This window comes from Terribacillus saccharophilus (genome assembly GCF_002272075.1).
Classification (GTDB): domain Bacteria; phylum Bacillota; class Bacilli; order Bacillales; family Amphibacillaceae; genus Terribacillus; species Terribacillus saccharophilus_A.
Window position 1 is genome coordinate 1 of sequence record NZ_NPBJ01000042.1, and the last position, 20,757, is coordinate 20,757.

Consider the following 20,757-nt stretch of genomic DNA (forward strand, 5'->3'; position numbering starts at 1 on the left):
GTCTGCTCGCTTTTTTTATATTGTGATAGCTGTTACATCAAAAATGTCATCCAGCTGTTTCAATCCTTCAACTTCTTCTTTTTGCGGTTCTTTATCGACCGTAAGCATCATGATTGCATCGCCGCCCTCATTTGAGCGCCCTACCTGCATCGTTGCGATATTCACTGCATATTGGGCGAGCAAGGTACCTACCCGGCCGATTGCTCCTGGCTGGTCTTTATGCCGAACGAGCAACATATGGCCGGCAGGCGTAACATCGACATAATAGTCATCCACCTTCACAATACGGGCACCCAAGCCATTGACAAGTGTTCCTGCAACTTGGTGTGTCACCGTCGCCGATTTCACTTCTACTGTTACTAGACTAGTGAATCCTCGTGTCGTAGAAGTCTTCTGCTCATTAATTGTAATACCTCGTTTTTTGGCTAAATGTGTCGCATTAACGTCATTCACATTTCCAAGGTACCGCTGCAGCAATCCTTTGACCGTATTTCGTGTCAATGGAGCAACCTCTTGGTCTGCCAGATCTCCTGCATAATAGACAGTCACTTCCTCGATTGCATCTGGCATAGTCCGAGCCAGGAAGGCTCCGAGCTTTTCAGCAAGATCAAAGTAAGGCTGAATTTTTCGCATGACTTCCGGAGAAATGGAGGAGAAGTTAACCGGATGAATCGCCTGCCCTCCCTGAAGAATCTGCATGACGTCCTTGCTGACATCGATCGCAACATTTTCCTGTGCTTCCACTGTGCTTGCGCCTAAATGCGGTGTGGCAATAACCTGCGGCAGCTCCAGCAGCTTATGATGAACCGCAGGCTCTTCTTCGAACACATCCAATGCTGCTCCAGCTACTTTACCGCTGATGATTGCTTCATACAAAGCATCTTCATCAATGATTCCGCCTCTTGCACAGTTGAGGATCTGCACACCACCTTTCATCTGAGCAAATGCCTCCGTGGAAATCATATGATGTGTTTCTTTCAGCAATGGCGTATGAACTGTCAGGAAGTCACTCGCTGCGAGAACTTCTTCCAATGTTCCATAGCCAATCCCCATCTTAACCGCACGGTCTTTCGTCAGGAATGGATCATAGGCGATCACATCCATACGCTGACCCTTAGCCCGGTAAGCCACTTCTGCTCCAATCCGGCCCATACCGACTATTCCAAGTGTCTTACCCTTCAATTCCACACCGATATGCTGCTTGCGCTCCCAGCGTTCTTCTTTTAACGCAAGGAATGCCTGTGGGATGTTGCGCGCAAGTGACATCATCATTGCCACTGTGTGTTCCGCAGCGGAGTTTGTGTTCCCATCTGGTGCGTTGACAACGACTATGCCAAGCTCTGTCGCTGCTTCCAAATCGATATTATCTACACCAACACCGGCACGTCCGATTACTTTAAGATTCGGTGCAGCTTCCATGATCGCCCGTGTAACAGTTGTCTGGCTGCGGACAAGCAGTGCATGAAAATTACTGATTTTCTGGATGATTTCTGCTTCAGTCAGGCCAGTATCTACTGTGACAGCAAAGTCATCTGCTTGCGTTAATGGTGCCATGCCTTCTTCACTTAATGGATCACTGATTAGTATGTGGTAAGTCATGTTCAATTCGCTCCTTGTTCCAAGTAGATTTGCTGTGCTGCTGCCGTTCCTGCACCTAATGTTATGTGTTTTCCAATTTTCACAAGACCGATCTCCACTGCTCCAATCACCTGCAGCACATCTGCTGGAGAGCAATATCCCATATGACCGATCCGGAAAATCTCACCCTTCATATGCTGCTGACCGCCTGCAAATGCCAGATTGAAGTCCTGCTTCACTTGCTTACGGAGCTTCTCAGCATCAAAATCTGTCGGTTTGATCGCCGTAACTGTCGGAGAAGCATACTCATCCTCTACAAGCAGCGGTACATCTAACGCACGGAATGCAGCTCGTGTCATATCCCGCATCAGACGATGTCTTGCATACACCTGCTCCAGCCCTTCTTCCTCAAGCAATGTCAGCACTTGTTCCAGCCCAAACAATATGGATAAAGCCGGCGTGAATGGTGTACTGTCTTTTTCCAGACCATCACGATATTTTGTCAGATCCAGATAGAATCGTGGCTGAGGATTGGCTTCAATCACTTTCCATGCCCGGTCACTTACTACTGCAAAGAACATACCGCCAGGCAGCATGAATGCCTTCTGCGTGCCTGTAACCAAAATATCGATACCCCATTTATCAAATTCCGTTTCGACACCTGCCACACAGGATACGCCATCAACGATGACCAAAGCTTCCGATACTTCATGCACCGCTTCAGCAATTTGTTTGATTGGGTTCAGCACTCCTGTGGACGTTTCACAATACGTAACAAAGACAGAGCTGATTTCCGGATGTTCCTTCAAGAATGTCTTGATATCCTCCGGATTTGCTGCCTCTCCCCATGTCACATCTAAGCGGTGGGCTTGAAGCTGATATGCTTGAGCTATCTTCACAAACCGATCACCAAATGCCCCCACAACTACAATCAGCACTTCATCTCCTGGCTTGGAAGTGTTGGCAACTGCTGCTTCCAGTCCAGCGGTTCCGCTGCCAGTCACAAGCAGTACATCCTGTTCTGTACCGAATATGGGCTTCAATTTTGGCTTAATCCGCTGCAGCAAAGCAGTTGTCTCCGCACCGCGATGGCCGATCATCGGCTGGCTCATTGCGCGCTGTACACTTGGCGGAATTGGTGATGGTCCTGGAATCCGTAGTAAAAGTTGATCTGGTAACATAATTTCTTTTCCTCCTTGGATTGTAAGATATCTTCACAGGTAAAAGAGCCCATAAGAAAAGCCTTCCGCTCCCTTACCTGATAAGTAAGGGGCGAAAAGCTTGGATCTACTCACGCGGTGCCACCCTTTTTCACTGTCTGCTTACACACGACAGCCTTCGTTGAAGCTATGCATAACGGGCATATGCCGGACAAACCTACTCAATTCAGTTTGCCTATTCAGAAGTGCTGCCCTTTGACGGATTATGCTAGTTCACACCAGCCACTAGCTCTCTTGGATAATCACGATCAAAGGTATGATCTTCATCAATATAGTTGTGTTTTGGTTCAATTTTTTATTTATCATAGCAGACACACAGCTATTGTCAATACGTTTTCTAATAATTATAGCAAATCGGATTGTTCGGATTTCGCTGTAATCTGCTTCCTTCTAGCTTTTTTGCTATACTGGAAAAAATAATAATTTTGCTGGAGGTATGAACTATGCATTTGGAAACAGCCGCCAAAATGATCGCAGATGCCTCGTCGGTGACGATCCTGACCGGAGCCGGCGTATCTACAGCCAGCGGTATTCCTGATTTCCGCTCCACCAATGGTCTTTGGACTGCTGATGAGGCTAGAGAATACTATATTTCTAATCACTATTTTTATAAGGATCCCGTAGATTTCTGGCAGAAATACAAGGATATTTTCCGAGTGAAGCTGCTTAAGGATTATGGTCCAAACCATGTACATCGCTATCTCAGAGATCTAGAGGTAAACGGAAAACAAATCACTGTCATCACCCAGAATGTTGACGGTCTTCATACCCTTGCTGGCAACGAACATGTCATCGAATACCATGGCACGTTGAATAGTGCCACATGCCCGAACTGCGGCAGTTCCTATGACTTGCCTCACCTATTGACAGCAGAAACTCCTGTTTGCGAAAAATGTGTGCATGTGCTGAAGCCAGACGTTGTCTTGTTTGGTGATCCGATTACCGAGCATGACAAAGCAGAACAGGCGATTCAGCAGAGCGAACTGGTTCTTGTACTAGGAACGTCCCTGCTCGTCAGTCCATTCAACATGCTTCCTGAATATGCAAACTCACTTGGAAAGCCATCTATCCTGATTAACCGGGAACCAACGGTCATGGATGAGCTATTTGATATTGTCATTTATGATGATCTTTCCAAAATCGTACAGCAGCTGCAAAAATAGCGAGCTCCTTAAGGGAGCTCGCTATTTTTTATTCGTATTGATAATGGTGAACAGGTTTGGACTGTTTAACTAACAGTACGAATACGACCGCTGCTACAGCGAAGGCTCCTGCAATGGTAAAGGCGAACTGTAAACCCGCTGTCATCGCCTGATCGGCACTTTGAGAAGCTACAGCTTGGCTGCCGCCGCTCATCAAGGTAATGAACAGGGCCGGACCAATCGCTCCAGAGATTTGGTTAAAGGCATTCAGAGAAGCACTGCCATGCGAATAGAGCTCCTCCGTCAATTGATTTAGTCCCAGTGTCGTCATCGGTGTCAAAATTAACCCAATAGCAAATGTAAAGCCAACATACAGCAACGTGAACTGCAGCATTGTCGTATCAGTTGAGATTGTCGTCATCAACCCGATCATGGCTACTAGAAGTACTGTTCCCGTGATAGCAAATGGTTTAGGACCGAATCGATCGGAAAGCCGACCAGTGAGCAAGGCCATGATTGCGATCATGATTCCGCCCGGGAACAGGACAATACCAGAATCAAATGCGCTAATTCCTAAAGCATCCTGCATGAACACAGGCAAGAGAATCATCGCTGCAAAGAAACACATCATAACTGTAATTGTCACCAATATTGCCATCAAGAAGTTTTTATTTTTGTATGGGCGCAGATCAAGCATCGGCGTCTCCAAATGGAATTGACGATAAGCGAAATATGCTATTGCAGCTAATCCAATCAATAAAGCACCCAGCACTAGCGGACTTGTCCATCCTTCTGCACCAGCACTGCTGAATCCGATAACGATTGAACCAAATCCGATCACTGCCAACACGACAGATAGAATATCGATTTTTGTACGTTTCGTCTCCAGTACATTTCGAACATAATAAGCAGCAAAAGCAAGCAAGACAAGTGTCACAGGCAATACACTGATGAAAACATACCGCCAGGAAGCCTGTTCCACAACAAGACCGGAAAATACAGGACCGATTGCCGGTGCAAACAATATCACTACCATGAGCAAACCGAGCATCGAACCACGTTTGGCGAGTGGAGTGATTGTGATGATCACCGTCGTTACAAGCGGGATGATAATCCCTGATCCAGAAGCTTGAATCACACGTCCGAGCAACAGAATAGCAAAGTTAGGAGCAATACCGGCAATCAGCGTTCCTATAAAGAAAAATGATAGTGCAGTAAGCAATAATTGACGCGTTGTAAAACGCTGCATGAGATAAGCACTGATCGGAATAAGAATACCGATTGTCAGCATATACCCTGTAGAAAGCCAATGCGCAGTCGTCGTTTGGATTCCAAGGGTCTCTTCTATATTGGGCAAAGCGACGTTCATAACAGTTTCATTAATCAATGCAATGAAATTCCCCACCATTAAGACAATGATCAACGGAATACGGTTTTCCACTTGCACATGCTTGTCAATTGTTTGTGTAGTAGCAGCCATATAGATGCTCCTTTCCTTCTGTCAGATTAAGAATCAACTTTTTCCATTATAGAAGTTCTGCTATGAGATTCAAGCATCTTGTTCGTAATAGGCGGATATTATCAAATTAATTAAATTCTGAAAACTCGACATTAAAAACGACCCTACTTAGAGGGTCTCGTGATATTAATATTACCTATTAAAATATATAAAAAAAGGCATCATCCAGAAGGATGATGCCTTTTTCATTATTACTCGCTCACGTATGGCAATAGAGCCATTTGACGAGAACGTTTGATAGCGATTGTCAATTTACGTTGGTATTTTGCAGAAGTTCCAGTCACACGGCGAGGAAGAATTTTTCCACGCTCGGAGATGAAACGTCTAAGCAAATCAACGTCTTTGTAATCGATGTAAGTGATGCCATTTGCTGTGAAATAACATACTTTTCTGCGCTTAGCGCGACCACGACGTGCTGCCATATCAGATTGCCTCCCTTAGATTAGAATGGTAGATCATCATCAGAAATATCGATCGGTTCACCTTTATCACGGAAAGGATCCTGGTCGTTATTTCGATTATTATTGTTGTTGCTATTGAAGTTGTTGTTATTGTTGTTGTTGAAGTTCGAGTTCTGATTTTGGTATCCAGAAGAACCTTGTCCGCCTCCTTGAGAGCCACCTTTGGTCTCGAGGAATTGTACGCTATCCGCAACAATTTCCGTTATATATACACGGTTACCCTCTTGATTATCGAAGCTTCTCGTTTGGACACGGCCATCTACGCCAACCAGACTTCCTTTGCTCATGAAGTTCGCCAGATTTTCAGCTGGACGTCTCCATACAACACAGTTGATGAAATCTGCCTCACGTTCGCCTGACTGATTAGAGAAAGGACGGTTTACTGCTAAGGTAAAGTTGGCAACTGCCACTCCATTTGGTGTGTAACGCAGGTCCGGATCCTTGGTTAATCTGCCGACAAGTACGACACGATTTAACATCAGAACCCCTCCTTATTTCTCGTCTAGACGAATAGCCATCTGACGAATAATATCATCAGAGAACTTCGCTTGACGGTCGAATTCATTAATAGCGGCTTCATTGCCTTTTAGATTAATGATGAAGTAGTAGCCATCGCGGTGATCGTTGATTTCGTAAGCAAGACGTTTCTTGCCTTTCTCGTCAACTTTCACGATTTCCGCACCGTTATCAGTTAGGATTCCGTTGAAACGCTCAACTAGAGCAGTTTTAGCTTCTTCCTCGATATCTGGGCGGACGATGTACATGATTTCGTATTCTCTCATCCGTTTGCACCTCCTTTTGGACTTAACGGCTCTTATCTCTCATAAGAGCAAGGAGTAATCTTAATTACTCACAATGATGAATTATAGCAAATTATCTGCCGTTAAGCAAGTTTATTCCGCATATTTACAAATTGAGGATCCGACCTTACACGTTGAAACGGAAATGCATGACATCTCCATCTTTCACCAAATACTCTTTTCCTTCCAAACGAACTTTCCCTCTTTCTTTTGCAACACTCATAGAACCAGCATCAACCAGATCATCGTAGGAAACAGTTTCTGCGCGGATGAATCCTTTTTCAAAGTCACTATGGATGATACCAGCTGTCTGAGGAGCTTTATAGCCCATAGGGAACGTCCAAGCACGAACTTCCTGTTCACCAGCCGTAAAGTAAGTTGCCAGCCCAAGCAGGCTGTAGGACGCCTTAATTAGCTGATCCAAACCTGACTCCGGAATACCTAGCTCTTCGAGGAACATTTCTTTTTCCTCTCCTTCAAGCTCTGCAATTTCAGATTCAATCTTCGCACAAACAACAATAACCTGCGCACCTTCGTTCGCCGCGAACTCCTGTACTTTGACAAGGTTTTGGTTCGCAGATGGATCTGCTACTTCTTCTTCGCTCACATTAGCAGCGTACAAGACTGGTTTGCTTGTCAACAAGTGCAAGCCTTTCACAATCTTACTTTGTTCATCTGTAAATTCCAGCGCACGTGCTGGTAGTTCATTCTCAAGTCCATCCTTAATTTTGGACAGTATCTCTTGCTCTACAACAGCGTCTTTGTCTTTTTGACGTGCAAGCTTTTCTACACGCTGCAGACGTTTGTTGACAGAATCAAGATCTGCAAAAATCAATTCTAGATTAATCGTTTCTATGTCATCGATAGGATCTACTTTCCCGGATACATGCGTAATATTTTCATCATCAAAGCAGCGTACCACGTGAACGATTGCATCTACTTGTCTGATGTGTGATAGGAACTGGTTTCCTAGTCCCTCGCCTTTACTTGCACCTTTCACGATACCAGCGATATCCGTGAACTCAAATGCAGTAGGGATAGTTTTTTTCGGTTTGACCAGTTCAGTCAATTTATTTAAACGTGAATCCGGGACTTCTACGATGCCGACATTCGGATCGATCGTACAGAACGGATAGTTTGCAGATTCTGCTCCCGCCTGTGTGATCGCATTGAACAATGTGGATTTACCGACGTTTGGTAATCCGACAATACCTGCTGTTAAAGCCATGTAATCTTCCACTCCTTAAGTGTCCTGGCCGCTTTTATCGTACAGCCGGCCAAAATAGATCTGCTTACTGAACACTCCGCCCAAAGGCCGGGAAGATGGGGCAGTACCGGTAACTGACTTACGTAAAATCATGCCAGCTTGCCCTTACTTTGTCCAAGTAAACATACGTACTTCTAGAGTACACTATTCTTTATAAAACAGCAAAATTATGTGTGTATTTCTGCCATTTCTATACTTATTTATATTTTAAAAATGATTTCTTACATAGAAAAAAAGAAGTCCTTCCGATGACAACATCAGACAGACTTCTATGTTTCACGTGAAACGAATATTTTAGTTTGTCGGTTCTTCAGCATGCTCCAAAACTTTTTTCATTTTTGTCTCGAATTTTTTCCGAGGAATAAGCACGCTATGACCGCAGCCTTCACATTTAATCCGGATATCCATGCCCAACCGGATAATTCTCCAGCGATTCTCGCCACATGGATGGGCTTTTTTCATTTGTACCACATCATTAAGCTGATAGACTTTGTCACTCACGAGCATTCCCCCTTACAACACTTTCCTGCATAAGCTCTTCTGCTTCTTGTTTATTATACATGACCAGCCTTGGAGCTGGAATACTGATATTACGTTCTAATAGTTTTGTTTTAATACGGTTTCTAGCTTCCCTTGCCACGCCAAAATGCTGCATTGGCAAAGTCTCAATGATAGCTCGCAAAACGATGTGTGAAGTTGATAATGTCTCAACGCCTAAAAGCTGCGGAGTTGCTTGTATCTCAGGATATTCAGCTGGCATCTCCAGCAGCACCTGCATGATGACCTCTTCTGCTACTTGCAAATTCGCTTCGTAAGGTACATTGATATCTAATACTCCCAAGCTGTTGTGCACAGAAAAGTTTGTCACTTGTGTAATATTTCCATTCGGTATAATATGCAGTTCACCTGTCCAGTTACGAATCTTGGATGTCCGTAACCCAATCTCTTCTACATCTCCTCGCACACCAGCTGTCTGAACATTATCTCCTACTGAAAACTGGTTTTCGAAAATGATGAAGAAACCGCTGATAACATCCTTCACTAAGTTTTGCGCTCCGAAGCCAATAGCTAAACCAGCAACTCCGGCACTCGCAATCAATGCTCCAATGTTTAATCCAAGCTGTGATAACACCATCACAACAGCAGTGAAATACACTACATACGTGATTACATTTTGGATTAGCTTTTTCAATGTGTTCTCTCGGCGTTCTGATACGAGAGGAGCCTTTAATTTCGCTTTTTCTCTAAAGGAATTATGAAAAGTCCTCTCCACTATATTATTGGCCACACGAGCGACAACCATAGATAATATAATGATCATGACAATCTTAAACGCTGCTATTCCGAGGTTGGTCCAAAGCTCGGCACTCGTCAAATAGTCATAAATACTGGTCCACTGCTCCTCTACATTCATGATGTGCGTATCTCCTCGTCCAATTGTTTTCTTTATATATTATCAGTTTTCTATTTCATTTTGTATCGATTTAGTATTGGATATACAAGAATGGCGGAGAGGATGTAAAGATTAGCAAAGCCAAAAATCGGGTACATCAAAGCTATCAAGTCTGTAAAACCAAGCTGTGTGAGCGGCAGCATAAGTAAGACAAGCACAGCTGCTTGCAGCCAGAGAGGTCCCTTCCATTTTGTTTGAAATCGTGAAACAATGCCCAGAACTCCGGAAACAGCAGAAGTATAGATAGCAAGCCATAAAACAATACTGATGCCGATAAGCACAATAGAGGGATAGTTCTTCAAAATATAGAACAACGGGATATCATAATGTGGAATTGCATGACTGATATGCATTAAATCATTATTGTATAAGTACGTAAGCGCACCAATGATAAGTCCGCTGCCGATACTCGCAATCCATAACTCCCCCTTCCCTTTCATTTGCTTACCAATTGCACCGATAACTGCGACAACAGGAAGAATGTTTAATGCGGTAAACGGGAATGCCGCTTGCCAATTTGCCTGTTCACGCCAATCCTGCAGCAGATCGATCTGTTCATGCCGTGTATAGACAACAAGAACAAGTACCAGACCTCCGACTAAGATAGGAAGGATATAACTATTCATCGAAACGACACCTTCTACATTGGATGTGAAAATCAGGATAATCATCAATGCAATGAAGAGGATGCCCAACCAATTCGGAATCTGATACATCGTTCCGGTAGCACCTCCGGCTGCAATCATAACAACTGTAACTGTAAATAAATAGAAAACAATTAACACATCATAAAAAGCAGCCAACTTTTTGCCGACAAGCCGCTCCAGTACCGGAAAGTAATGCGCGCTTCTTTCGGTGAAGCTAATATGCAGGATCACGTAACTGCATATTGTAAATAGAACGGTGAAAATGATGATAGCCAGTCCACTTTCATAGCCGAAAAATTGCCATATTTCTCTTCCCGAAGCATAACCAGCTCCTATTAACGTCGCCAATATTAAAAACATCCATTTCAGCCCTGCAGCCCACATCACAGTCCCTCCAATTTCATATGAACACGTATAGAAAAAGTTGAAAAGCTATATACTATTACCAATATGTGTATGGAGGATAAGCTATGAGCCTGAAGAGAATATTTACGAAAAAAAAGGAGTTCCGCTGCAACTATCAAGACCCCCTTCTTATGAGTAAAGCCTATGAAACAATCAGCTCATGGATTCCTGATGACCGAGAGATTGTTGTCCTTTGCATCGGTACGGATCGTTCGACTGGTGATGCGTTAGGACCCATAATAGGTTCATTTTTGACCGAAAAACCTTTGAACAGACTTCATGTTTATGGGACGCTGGAATCGCCTGTGCATGCAGTCAATCTGGTTGAACGTCTGCAAATGATAGCGGAAAAACATCCGAATGCTTATATAATTGCAATTGATGCCTGCTTAGGCAGGACGACTTCCATAGGTTCCATCATCGTTTCTCCTACACCTCTTCGTCCGGGGGCTGCATTGAAAAAAAATCTTCCAGCAGTTGGAGATGCCCAAATAACTGGAATCGTTAATGCCAGCGGCGATATGGAGTATTTTGTGTTACAAAATACTCGCTTGCATCTTGTCATGCAGATTGCTTATAAAATCAGTGCCCTATTGATTGCCGTCGATCGCAAACAAGTTCCTATACTATCACCCGACACAACAGCTGCTGAAAATTGACATGTTTCACGTGAAACAAACAAAAAAGCCAACAGAAGCATAAGCTCCCGTTGGCTTTTATCTATTCAATACACTTAATATTCTCTCTAAGTCTTCATCGGAAAAGAATTGAATTTCAATCTTTCCTTTTCGCTTACCACGATGAATTGTTACATCCGTTCCAAATTGGTTCCGCAGCTGAGATTCAGTTTGAACAAGAAAAATATCCTTTATAGCTTTCTTTTTCTCAGGTTCTGGAAGATTATTGTTCATCTTGATGATGAGTTGCTCTACTTGCCGGACATTCAGCGATTCATTGCGTATTTTCTCGACTAGCGATTGCAATTTCTTTTTATCTTTTAATCCCAATAGGGCGCGCCCGTGACCCATTGATAGTTCTCCATGATTGATTAAATCACTAATTTCAGGAGGAAGCGTCAATAGACGAACAAGATTCGCTATATGAGAGCGGCTCTTTCCTAAGCGTTTTGCTAAGATCTCCTGTGTGATATCCAATTCCTTCATCAGATTGGAATAAGCTTGTGCTTCTTCAATCGGAGTGAGATCTTCTCTCTGAAGGTTTTCCAGCAAGGCAAGTTCCATCATCTTCTCATCATCCAATGACTTGACGATGACAGGCACTTTTTTCAGACCTGCTGCTTTAGCTGCACGAAATCTTCTTTCTCCCGCGACAATTTCATAGCCTTTTATACTCTTACGGACAATGAGTGGCTGCAGGATGCCATATTCTTGAATTGATTGTGACAATTCCTCAATTGCATCTGCAGAAAAGACTTTGCGCGGTTGATATGGATTCGCCCGGCATTCCTTGATTGCAATTTCCTGAATCTGATCTTCTTCCTTCATTTCCAATTCTGGAAAGAAAGCATTAAGACCTTTCCCCAACCCTTTGGCCATGCGCCATCACTTCCTTTGCTAAGTCTAAATAAACTTCTGCACCACGCGACTTCGGATCGTAAATAATGATTGGCTGACCATAACTAGGTGCTTCTCCCAACCGAACATTTCTTGGAATGATCGACTGGTACACTTTATCCTGAAAATATTTCTTTACCTCTTCAATAACTTGAATACCAAGATTCGTACGGGCATCAAGCATCGTCAGCAATACGCCTTCGATCATTAGATGCTTGTTCAAATGCTTTTGTACAAGGCGAATCGTATTCAATAGCTGACTCAGCCCTTCTAATGCATAATACTCACATTGTACTGGGATAAGGACAGTATCCGCCGCTGTCAGCGAATTCAAAGTCAACAATCCTAAAGAAGGCGGACAATCAATGATGACATAATCATAATTGTCTTTCACACTATCAATCGCCTTTTTCAGACGGACTTCTCTTGAGATCGTAGGTACTAGCTCGATCTCGGCTCCTGCAAGCTGAATAGTAGCCGGAATGACATCCAAATTATCAACAGCAGTTGATACAAGGACTTGTTCGGCTTCCATATCTTCAACTAGGACGTTATATACACAATTTTCGACATCTGCTTTGTTTACACCAACACCGCTTGTAGCATTTCCTTGCGGATCAATGTCTACTAGCAAAACCTTATTTCCTAAAAAAGCCAGGCAAGCACTCAAATTGACGCTGGAAGTTGTCTTCCCTACGCCGCCTTTTTGATTTGCTATTGCGATTACTTTGCCCATGGTGTCACCTACCTCAAACTCAATACATTTATTCTATCATTTTTTCATAGAAACCGACGGATTAATTCAAGATTTTGAAAAGTTAGCTCCCTTTTCCTATATAAAAACCCATCTTTCTGCAAGATGGGTATACTATTAGAGCCTTATTCAAGATTTTTTCGGTATTTTAATCGTAATTTGGTAGTAATCGTCCTTATCCTCTTCCTCTGTTTCCAAGTTGATACCGGTATCGGAAACCATGGAAAGTGATTGGCGGATTGTATTCATGGCAATGCGCATATCCTTGTTAATACCCTTCAGCTTCGGACGTTTCTTTTTCGGCTGGGCGTTCACTATACGGGCGATGCGTGCCTCTGTCTCTTTTACATTTAATTCTTTATCTATGATTTCCTGCAAAATCAATTCTTGTTTCTCTGCATCTTTCAAAGCAATAAGCGCACGAGCATGCCTCTCTGTGATTTTCTTTGCCAATAATGCTTGCTGCACAGATTCTGGCAGTTTTAATAGTCGCATCTTATTGGCAATAGTTGATTGGCTTTTTCCGAGACGCTGCGCCAATGCTTCCTGGGTCAAAGAATGCAGCTCTAATAAACGCTCGTATGCGAGTGCTTCTTCGATCACAGTCAGCTCTTCTCGCTGCAGATTTTCAATCAGCGCTACAGAGGCCGTCTCTGTATCCGACATTTCACGGATGATGGCAGGCACTGTTTCCCATTCTAAGGACTGCACAGCACGCCAGCGACGCTCTCCTGCAATCAATTCATAGCTGCCCTCAGAATTTTTCCGAACAACAATTGGCTGGATGATGCCATGTGTGCGAATTGTCTGTGCAAGCTCTTTGATCTTATCCTCTTGGAAAACAGTTCTTGGTTGGTATTGGTTCGGGACAATATCCTGTACCCGAAGGTTTAATACTTCATCCTGATGCGCATCGTTTTCCGTTTCTGCTGAATCCGATTTATCACCTAGCCCAAAAATACGGCTGAACGGGTGTAACATCCTCAGACACCACCTTTTTTTACAATCCTAATCTAGCAAGCAGGTACATAAGGAATAGTAAATGTTTCACGTGAAACATGTATAAAAAGGCGCAGCAGTTCTAAAGTAGAAGCTGCTGCGCTCACATAAGCCGAGCCAGTTCCTTATCTACTATTTTATCATAGATTGGTTGAGAATGGTAAGCTGTATGGTACTTCATTCACTAATTTTCTTCTGTTTTAAACGATCGGCTCGCGGTTTGGAACCCCTGCTTTACGTGGATATTTCTTCGGTGTCTTTCGGCGTTTGGCAATAATGGCTATATTTCGCTCTCCGCCTTCTTCTGGCAGATCGAAGGTAAAGCTTTCAACCAATTCACCGCCCAACAATTGAATTGCCGGTTCCGCGTCTCGAAGCTCTGTTTCCAGATTAGGTCCTTTCATAGCGATAAAATGACCTTTTGTCCGGCAAAGCGGCAGACACAACTCTGACAGTACGGACATCCGAGCTACTGCTCTTGCCGTGACCAAATCATAAGACTCCCGGAAAGCATCATTTTTCCCGAAATTCTCTGCTCGATCATGATAAAAAGCGACATTGGATAAGCCAAGCTTCGATGCAAGCTCATTGAGGAATGTAATTCTCTTCTTCAAGGAGTCGACAATCGTCACTTTCAGCTCCGGAAAGACTATTTTTAGCGGGATAGATGGAAATCCAGCTCCTGCCCCGACATCACAAATACTTTCGTCTCCTTTGAAATCAAAGAAGAAAGCAGCGGAAATGGAATCATAGAAGTGTTTTAAATACACTTCTCCCTTTTCCGTAATTGCTGTTAAATTCATCTTTTCATTCCACTCAACCAATAGATGGAAATAATCCTCCAGCTGCTTTTGCTGCTGATCAGATAACGTAATTCCTTGCTCATCCAATTGTTGTAGAAAATCTGCTTGGTTCATCCTGTACCTCTTTTCGACAGATTATTGATTCGCTGCTTTCGTGTGACCACCTTGTTCGATAAATACGAGCAGGATGGAGACATCCGCTGGGTTTACACCGGAAATCCGGGAAGCCTGGCCAACAGATAGCGGGCGGACTTTTTTCAGCTTCTCACGTGCTTCTGTTGCAAGCCCGCTGACATCATCATAATTAATGATATCTGGTATTTTCTTATCTTCCATACGCTTCATACGTTCTACTTGCTGCATGGATTTCTTAATATAGCCTTCATACTTCGTTTGGATCTCAACTTGCTCTTTAACATCAGCAGGCAGATCTTTGTCTGCTGGAACAATTTTCTCCAGCAAGCTGTATTTAATCTCAGGACGTTTCAATAGATCAGATGCGCGCTGTGCTTCCTTCATGACGGATTCTGCTTCTTCCATCAACTCCAGTACATGCGGCTCTGTCTTAATGATGATTCCTTCCAAACGGTTCCGTTCTTCTTCAATCAGGCGTTTTTTCTCTAGGAAGCGCGCGTAGCGTTCTTCATTGATCATGCCGATTCGATGTCCAATCTCAGTAAGACGCATATCCGCATTATCATGACGAAGCAGTAAACGGTATTCCGCACGAGATGTTAGCAAGCGGTAAGGCTCATTTGTTCCTTTTGTTACCAAGTCATCAATCATAACACCAATGTAGGCTTGAGAACGGTCCAGAATGACTGGTTCTTTGCCTAATGCTTTCGCAGCGGCATTAATACCTGCCATAATACCTTGTCCAGATGCTTCTTCATAGCCGGATGTACCGTTTATTTGGCCCGCTGTGTAAAGACCAGGAATTTTTTTCGTTTCCAGAGTCGGCCATAGCTGTGTCGGTACCATTGCATCATACTCGATTGCATAGCCGGCGCGCATAATTTCAGCTTTTTCTAAACCAGGGATCGTTTGAAGCATCTCTTTTTGGACGTATTCTGGTAAGGAAGTAGACAATCCTTGTACGTATACCTCTTCTGTATTGCGTCCTTCCGGCTCCAAGAAGATCTGGTGGCGCGGTTTATCATTAAAACGGACAACTTTATCCTCAATAGACGGACAGTAGCGTGGCCCTGTTCCTTTGATCATGCCGGAATACATAGCAGATAGGCCTAGGTTTTCGTTGATAACATTGTGTGTGAATTCGTTTGTGTAAGTCAGCCAGCAAGGGATTTGATCGGTAATGAATTCTGTTGTTTCATAAGAGAACGCAAGCGGTTCTTCGTCTCCTGGCTGAATTTCTGTTTTGGAATAATCGATAGAACGGCTGTTAACACGTGGCGGTGTGCCAGTTTTGAACCGTACCATTTCCAAACCAAGTTCTTCAAGATGCTCTGACAACGTAACGGATGCACGCTGATTGTTCGGACCGCTCTCATAGGAAATATCTCCGATGATGACGCGTCCGCGCATGAATGTTCCAGTCGTGATTACTACTGTTTTTGCGTAATAAGCAGCTTTCGTTTCAGTGATGACGCCTTTGCAGACACCATCTTCAATGATTAAACGGTCTACCATTGCTTGGCGCATCGTCAGATTTTCTTGGCTTTCCAATGTTTTCTTCATTTCTGTAATATATAGCGGTTTATCCGCTTGAGCTCGTAATGCACGAACAGCAGGACCTTTTCCTGTGTTAAGCATGCGCATTTGGATATACGTTTTATCAATTACTTTTCCCATCACGCCGCCAAGTGCATCGATTTCGCGCACAACGACACCTTTTGCAGGTCCGCCGACGGATGGATTACATGGCATGAATCCTGTCATGTCAAGGTTCATGGACAGCATTAAGGTATTAGCACCCATTTTCGCTGCTGCTACACCAGCTTCACAGCCTGCGTGTCCTGCACCTATGACGATAACATCATAATGCCCAGCATCGTATGTCATGTTCATTCTCTCCTTTTTTTATTTTCCTAAGCAAAACTGTGAAAACAGTTGGTCGATTAAACTTTCTTGCACGGTATCTCCGATGATTTCACCGAGCAATTCCCACGTTCTTGTCACATCTATTTGGACGATATCCATCGGCATCTGCATTTCGATGCCATTCATCGCTTCCCGAAGCGACGATAATGACTGCTTCAAAAGCTGGATATGCCGTACATTTGAAATATAGCTCAAATCACCGCCATCAATCTCCCCTGTAAAGAAGGTATCCTTGATAGCAAGCTCCAATTCGTCGATTCCTTTTTCTTCAATCAGTGCAGTCGTAATTACCGGACGGCCGCCTGCCAGCTTATGAACTTCTTCCAAATCAATTTGCTGGGAGAGATCCGTTTTGTTGACAATGACAATAACATCAAGACCGGCAACGGCTTCAAATAATTGACGATCCTCATCAGACAATGCTTCTCCATAGTTCAGCACAAGCAAAATAAGATCACTTTGCTTCAGGACCTGACGGGAGCGTTCCACTCCGATTCGTTCCACGATATCTTCCGTTTCACGAATACCGGCCGTATCAACTAGCTTCAATGGTACGCCACGTACATTGACGTATTCTTCAATGATATCGCGTGTCGTACCGGCTATTTCTGTAACAATAGCTTTATTTTCATGCACAAGTGCATTCATTAAGGAAGATTTTCCGACGTTCGGACGGCCAATAATTGCAGTGGCCAACCCTTCCCGCAGGATTTTTCCTTGCTTAGCCATTTCGAGCAGCTTCTCAATTTCTTCATACACATATTGTGTTTTTTCGATCATCATATTGTGGGACATCTCTTCCACATCATCATACTCCGGATAATCGATGTTCACCTCAACATGCGCTACTGTTTCCAATAATTCCTGGCGCAGCTTCTGGATCAAACGGGATAGTCTGCCCTCCATCTGATTAAGAGCAACATTCATCGCCCGATCGGTCTTCGCACGGATCAGATCCATAACAGCTTCTGCTTGTGAAAGATCGATACGGCCATTAAGAAAGGCCCTCTTAGTGAACTCACCAGGCTCTGCCAGCCGTGCTCCCTCCTGCAATGCTAGTTCCAGTACACGGTTCACGGAGACAAGACCGCCATGGCAATTAATTTCAACAACATCTTCTCTAGTGAATGTTTTCGGCGCCTTCATAACAGACACCATCACTTCCTCTGCAACTTCTCCGGTTGCCGGGTCGATGAGCTTACCATAATGAATCGTATGACTTGGTACATCAGTCAGCTTTTTCCCATCAAAAAGGCTTGCAGCGATCTCCACCGCTTCAGCCCCACTAAGTCGAACAATGGCGATCGCTCCTTCTCCAACAGGAGTCGATATCGCGGCTATTGTATCATTCTGCATTTCTTCACCTCTTTCTCTCTTTTCTTATCTATTTATCCACAGCATGATGCTATGATTAAGTTTGTACTCACTAACTTATAAGAATAGCACAGGTATCTATCAAAAAGAAAGATATCCACATGAAATTTTAGTGACAGCTGATAGCTCGAGTTATCCACATGTGAATAGAGAACAAAAAAAAGCCTCGGCATCATTGCCAAGACTTTTCCTTTACTGGTTGGATGACTATATACCGGTTCGGTTCCTTACCTTTCGAAACGGTTTCGACACCCTTTTGCTTTTGAGCTGCCGCATGGATGATTTTCCGTTCGCTAGCCGGCATTGGATCAAGAGGAATTGCTTTTCGCAGCGCCAATGCCTTGCTGGCAGCTTGGACAGCTAGCATTTCAAGCGTTTCCCGTCTTCTTGACCGATATCCTTCCGCATCGACGGTAACGGTAAAGTGATATGCTTTTTGCTGATGCAGAAATTGTTCGACCAGCTGTTCCAGCGCATTGAGCGTTTGTCCTCTTTTTCCAATCAACATGCCGAGGTTTTCTCCGCTAAGTGTAAACATCACATGCTTTTTCTTACGAGCCGTGATCTCCACCTCTGTACCTGGGTGCAGATGGCGAACAACACTTTCCAAATAATCTTTTGCTGCTTGTACATTATCGGTCTTCACGACCACTTTTACTACTGCCGGTTTGGCACCGAACAGATTGAGGAAGCCTTTGCTTCCTTCATCGATTACAGTGACTTCGACTTCTTCCTTAGAAATACGTAACTGCTGTAAAGCTGATTGAATCGCATCATCTACGGTTTTGCCGCGAGCAGTCAGCTGTTTCATTATTTCTTGCTGTCTGCTTGTGCTTTGTTTTTCGACATCATCGGTTTATTGATAAGTAATGTCTGTGCCACCATGAAGATGTTACCAACTACCCAATACAATGCCAAAGCTGATGGAAGGAATAGTGCAAATACAGTAATCATGACCGGCATGATGTATAGCATCATCGTCATTTGCGGATTTGCAGCCATAGCTGTGTTTCCTGCCATCATCAATTTCTGCTGCAGGAATGTTGCAAGACCTGCTACGATTGGCAGAATGAAATATGGATCCGGGGCTCCAAGCTGTACCCAAAGGAAGTTATGTTCCTTGATTGCTTCTGTACGGCTGATTGCTTGATAGAACGCAAGCAATATCGGCATCTGTACGATGATCGGCAGACATCCTGCCAACGGATTTACACCGTGACGCTGGAATAGCTGCATTGTTTCCTGCTGTAATTTCTGTTGTGTGTTTGCATCTTTGGAGCTGTATTTCTTCTGAAGTTCTTTCAGTTCAGGCTGAACTTCCTGCATTGCACGAGAACTTCTCAGCTGCTTGATGTTCAATGGCAGCAATACTAAACGGATGATCACTGTTACGATGATGATCCCAAGACCAAAGTTCTCGCCTGTAAGATCAGCAAAATAAGCAATCAACCAAGATAGCGGGTAGATGAAATACTGATTCCAGAACCCAGTACTTTCCGAAGTGATTGGATCAGTGTTCGGCGCACAGCCTGCTAAGGCAGCGACGAGCAGCACGAGTGCCAATACTAATAAAACTTTTTTACGCACCATGTTTCCTCCTTAACTTCCTTGCATAAGACTTTCCCTATTGCTTCTCTTTATTTTTCCTGTTTGGCTGTTTCAGCAGATGTGATTTCCAAAGCACATGAATCAAGCTTTTTTTCAGTTCCTGATAAGCCATATCCTTCGCTGGCTGTCTGGCGATGACTATAAAATCGTAGCCCAGAGCAACCTGCTCATCCAGTTCATGAAAGGCTTGTCTCAAATAGCGCTTTATCTTGTTCCGCATAACAGCGTTTCCAAGTTTCTTGCTGACAGAAAGACCGATGCGGAAATGTGCATCAGCTGTATCCTGCTTCTTATAATATAGAACGAGTTGACGGTTCGCAAAGGAGTTCCCCTTTTGGAAAACTTCCTGGAATGCCTCATTCTTTTTGATTCGATATTCTTTCTTCATAGAGGGTCCCCTCAAGCATGCCTATTTGCAGAAATAGTCTTAAATTTGAAAGAAGGAGAATAAACGCGGCATTTAAGCTTGTAGTTTATTCTCCTTCTCCACTCATGTAAAAGCACAGCGGGAACGCTGTGTCAGTACACTGATCAAGTATATAAAGTCAAAAAGACCACTACATACGTAAGTGGCCTTATGCAGACAATACTTTTCTTCCTTTACGACGACGACGAGCTAGAACATTACGTCCGTTGCTTGTGCTCATACGTTGACGGAAGCCGTGTACTTTTTTTCTTTTACGGTTATTAGGTTGGAATGTACGTTTCATATATAAAACACCTCCCTTGAGGATATATCAAAAATATAGCGAAAGGTCATAGACAGTCTTGAACATTATACGTATAGAATGGCCAACATGTCAACCTATCATTTTTTGCTGGATCATCTCTTTCTTTTATCCACAGCCCATGTTAACCTAGTAACCCTGTGCATAACTTTTTCCACACAGGTTTTCGACAACTTACACACATAAACGCATGCTGTGGATATATTTTGTCTACACTCGCCGACATTTGTGGATAACTGTCGATTAAGCATTGCAAGACAAGGATTATTCTGGTATCATATCTGTGTTTTACTGATTGGATAACATCATCACCAAAAACCCTTATCCACAGAGTGTGGATAAGCTGTGGACATCTATTCACAGG

General features: G+C 43.6%; 22 protein-coding genes and 1 other annotated feature. Of the genes, 2 read left to right on the top strand and 20 right to left on the bottom strand.

The features are described from left to right. Positions 1 to 15: 15 nt before the first annotated feature. Together serA and CHH48_RS18235 are read right to left on the bottom strand one after the other, a co-directional pair. Entirely contained in the window at positions 16 to 1,599 is a 1,584-nt protein-coding gene (serA, locus tag CHH48_RS18230) for a phosphoglycerate dehydrogenase (RefSeq protein ID WP_095220683.1), read from the bottom strand. Positions 1,600 to 1,601: 2 nt separating this feature from the next. Beyond that, a complete protein-coding gene (locus tag CHH48_RS18235) occupies positions 1,602 to 2,759 on the bottom strand; it encodes a pyridoxal-phosphate-dependent aminotransferase family protein (protein ID WP_095220684.1) in 1,158 nt (385 codons plus the stop codon). Between the two features lie 84 nt (positions 2,760 to 2,843). Continuing rightward, positions 2,844 to 3,077, bottom strand: a binding site (T-box leader). Between the two features lie 164 nt (positions 3,078 to 3,241). Here CHH48_RS18235 and CHH48_RS18240 point away from each other — a divergent pair. Then, positions 3,242 to 3,961, top strand: a complete 720-nt coding sequence (locus tag CHH48_RS18240; RefSeq protein ID WP_095220685.1) for an NAD-dependent protein deacylase — start codon at positions 3,242 to 3,244, stop codon at positions 3,959 to 3,961. Between the two features lie 28 nt (positions 3,962 to 3,989). Here CHH48_RS18240 and CHH48_RS18245 read toward each other — a convergent pair whose 3' ends face one another. From CHH48_RS18245 to CHH48_RS18280, 8 genes are all read right to left on the bottom strand, one after another. Then, a complete protein-coding gene (locus CHH48_RS18245; protein WP_095220686.1) occupies positions 3,990 to 5,420 on the bottom strand; it encodes an MDR family MFS transporter in 1,431 nt (476 codons plus the stop codon). 230 nt (positions 5,421 to 5,650) lie between these two features. Then, on the bottom strand, positions 5,651 to 5,881 hold the full coding sequence (rpsR, locus tag CHH48_RS18250) for a 30S ribosomal protein S18 (protein WP_038562624.1): 231 nt from the start codon (positions 5,879 to 5,881) through the stop codon (positions 5,651 to 5,653). Positions 5,882 to 5,901: 20 nt separating this feature from the next. Then, positions 5,902 to 6,399, bottom strand: a complete 498-nt coding sequence (gene ssb, locus CHH48_RS18255) for a single-stranded DNA-binding protein (RefSeq protein WP_038562622.1) — start codon at positions 6,397 to 6,399, stop codon at positions 5,902 to 5,904. Positions 6,400 to 6,411: 12 nt separating this feature from the next. Further along, positions 6,412 to 6,702 (bottom strand): 30S ribosomal protein S6, encoded by a 291-nt coding sequence (gene rpsF, locus CHH48_RS18260; RefSeq protein WP_095220687.1) that lies wholly within the window; start codon positions 6,700 to 6,702, stop codon positions 6,412 to 6,414. Between the two features lie 145 nt (positions 6,703 to 6,847). Beyond that, on the bottom strand, positions 6,848 to 7,948 hold the full coding sequence (gene ychF / locus CHH48_RS18265) for a redox-regulated ATPase YchF (protein ID WP_095220688.1): 1,101 nt from the start codon (positions 7,946 to 7,948) through the stop codon (positions 6,848 to 6,850). A gap of 333 nt (positions 7,949 to 8,281) precedes the next feature. Continuing rightward, positions 8,282 to 8,488: a DUF951 domain-containing protein gene (locus CHH48_RS18270; protein ID WP_038562615.1), complete on the bottom strand. Its 207-nt coding sequence runs from the start codon at positions 8,486 to 8,488 to the stop codon at positions 8,282 to 8,284. After that, complete coding sequence (locus CHH48_RS18275; RefSeq protein WP_095220689.1) at positions 8,481 to 9,401, bottom strand: mechanosensitive ion channel family protein; 921 nt, start codon at positions 9,399 to 9,401, stop codon at positions 8,481 to 8,483. The genes CHH48_RS18270 and CHH48_RS18275 overlap by 8 nt, the downstream gene beginning before the upstream one ends. A gap of 50 nt (positions 9,402 to 9,451) precedes the next feature. Next, on the bottom strand, positions 9,452 to 10,471 hold the full coding sequence (locus tag CHH48_RS18280) for a YkvI family membrane protein (RefSeq protein ID WP_095220690.1): 1,020 nt from the start codon (positions 10,469 to 10,471) through the stop codon (positions 9,452 to 9,454). 86 nt (positions 10,472 to 10,557) lie between these two features. On the opposite strand from CHH48_RS18280, the gene yyaC reads away from it, so the two are divergent. After that, the gene (yyaC, locus tag CHH48_RS18285; RefSeq protein WP_095220691.1) at positions 10,558 to 11,151 is read left to right on the top strand and encodes a spore protease YyaC; all 594 of its coding nucleotides are present in this window, start codon (positions 10,558 to 10,560) and stop codon (positions 11,149 to 11,151) included. 57 nt (positions 11,152 to 11,208) lie between these two features. On the opposite strand, the gene CHH48_RS18290 is transcribed toward yyaC, so the two are convergent. From CHH48_RS18290 to rpmH, 10 genes are all read right to left on the bottom strand, one after another. Next, complete coding sequence (locus CHH48_RS18290; RefSeq protein ID WP_095220692.1) at positions 11,209 to 12,048, bottom strand: ParB/RepB/Spo0J family partition protein; 840 nt, start codon at positions 12,046 to 12,048, stop codon at positions 11,209 to 11,211. Beyond that, a complete protein-coding gene (locus CHH48_RS18295) occupies positions 12,020 to 12,802 on the bottom strand; it encodes a ParA family protein (protein ID WP_095220693.1) in 783 nt (260 codons plus the stop codon). The genes CHH48_RS18290 and CHH48_RS18295 overlap by 29 nt, the downstream gene beginning before the upstream one ends. Positions 12,803 to 12,949: 147 nt before the next feature. Continuing rightward, a complete protein-coding gene (gene noc, locus CHH48_RS18300) occupies positions 12,950 to 13,801 on the bottom strand; it encodes a nucleoid occlusion protein (protein ID WP_095220694.1) in 852 nt (283 codons plus the stop codon). 218 nt (positions 13,802 to 14,019) lie between these two features. Next, the gene (gene rsmG, locus CHH48_RS18305) at positions 14,020 to 14,736 is read right to left on the bottom strand and encodes a 16S rRNA (guanine(527)-N(7))-methyltransferase RsmG (RefSeq protein WP_095220695.1); all 717 of its coding nucleotides are present in this window, start codon (positions 14,734 to 14,736) and stop codon (positions 14,020 to 14,022) included. A 21-nt stretch (positions 14,737 to 14,757) separates the two neighbouring features. Next, positions 14,758 to 16,644: a tRNA uridine-5-carboxymethylaminomethyl(34) synthesis enzyme MnmG gene (gene mnmG, locus CHH48_RS18310; RefSeq protein WP_095220696.1), complete on the bottom strand. Its 1,887-nt coding sequence runs from the start codon at positions 16,642 to 16,644 to the stop codon at positions 14,758 to 14,760. Positions 16,645 to 16,662: 18 nt separating this feature from the next. Continuing rightward, positions 16,663 to 18,039: a tRNA uridine-5-carboxymethylaminomethyl(34) synthesis GTPase MnmE gene (gene mnmE, locus CHH48_RS18315; protein WP_095220697.1), complete on the bottom strand. Its 1,377-nt coding sequence runs from the start codon at positions 18,037 to 18,039 to the stop codon at positions 16,663 to 16,665. Positions 18,040 to 18,229: 190 nt separating this feature from the next. After that, positions 18,230 to 18,868: an RNA-binding cell elongation regulator Jag/EloR gene (gene jag / locus CHH48_RS18320; RefSeq protein WP_095220698.1), complete on the bottom strand. Its 639-nt coding sequence runs from the start codon at positions 18,866 to 18,868 to the stop codon at positions 18,230 to 18,232. Continuing rightward, positions 18,868 to 19,644 carry a YidC family membrane integrase SpoIIIJ gene (spoIIIJ, locus tag CHH48_RS18325; protein WP_095220699.1) on the bottom strand — a complete coding sequence of 259 codons (777 nt, stop codon included), beginning with the start codon at positions 19,642 to 19,644 and terminating at the stop codon, positions 18,868 to 18,870. Before spoIIIJ ends, jag begins: the two co-directional genes overlap by 1 nt. Before the next feature lie 37 nt (positions 19,645 to 19,681). Continuing rightward, a complete protein-coding gene (gene rnpA, locus CHH48_RS18330) occupies positions 19,682 to 20,053 on the bottom strand; it encodes a ribonuclease P protein component (RefSeq protein ID WP_095220700.1) in 372 nt (123 codons plus the stop codon). Between the two features lie 187 nt (positions 20,054 to 20,240). After that, positions 20,241 to 20,375, bottom strand: a complete 135-nt coding sequence (rpmH, locus tag CHH48_RS18335; RefSeq protein ID WP_038562594.1) for a 50S ribosomal protein L34 — start codon at positions 20,373 to 20,375, stop codon at positions 20,241 to 20,243. Between the last annotated feature and the right edge of the window lie 382 nt (positions 20,376 to 20,757).